Source organism: Brachyspira sp. SAP_772 (assembly GCF_009755885.1).
In the GTDB taxonomy this organism is placed as follows: Bacteria; Spirochaetota; Brachyspiria; order Brachyspirales; family Brachyspiraceae; genus Brachyspira.
The window spans coordinates 1-589 of record NZ_VYIX01000296.1; the positions used below are offsets into that span (position 1 = coordinate 1).

A 589-nucleotide genomic window follows, 5' to 3' on the forward strand; every position below is an offset into this window, starting at 1 on the left:
AAAGTAGATAGCATATTTAGTAGTTTTAATGAGCCTTTTATATATCATATAAATGCTGATAAGTCTATAGATGATATAAATAAAGAACTCATTGAARTATTAAAACAATCTAAAATACTTGCTCCAAACCCTCTTCAATAACATCTGATACAATTTGATTATTGGCATTGTTATAATAATTATTTTTTTCTATAGTTTTTTTGTCTAAACTTTTTACTTCTAAAGCAAGTATATAAATAGARTTTTTTCTACTTCCATCTTTAGCGATATAAGAGTTTTGTCTTAATTCTCCATTTACTAATATATGTCTTCCTTTAAGTAGGTTAATAGCWATTTTTTCTGCAGTAAAGCCCCAAGCTATTAAATCAAAAAAGTAAACTTCCTTTTGCAAGCTTCCATTAACATAATAATATCTATTGTTTGCTATAGAAAATTTGCATAAAGATTTACCGTTTTTAGTTTTTATATATGAAGGGTCTCTTGTTAGTCTTCCTTCTACAACAATAATATTAGCATTTCCAGACATAATTTTTACTCCTAATTTTTATTATAATATTAGTTAAACAAAAATTATGAAAAAATATGCCTG

General features: G+C 24.6%; 1 protein-coding gene. It reads right to left on the minus strand.

Going from position 1 to position 589, the window contains the following annotated elements; genetic code table 11:
• Positions 1–109 precede the first annotated feature (109 nt).
• A complete protein-coding gene (locus tag GQX97_RS14135) occupies positions 110–526 on the minus strand; it encodes a single-stranded DNA-binding protein (RefSeq protein ID WP_014932711.1) in 417 nt (138 codons plus the stop codon).
• Positions 527–589 lie beyond the last annotated feature (63 nt).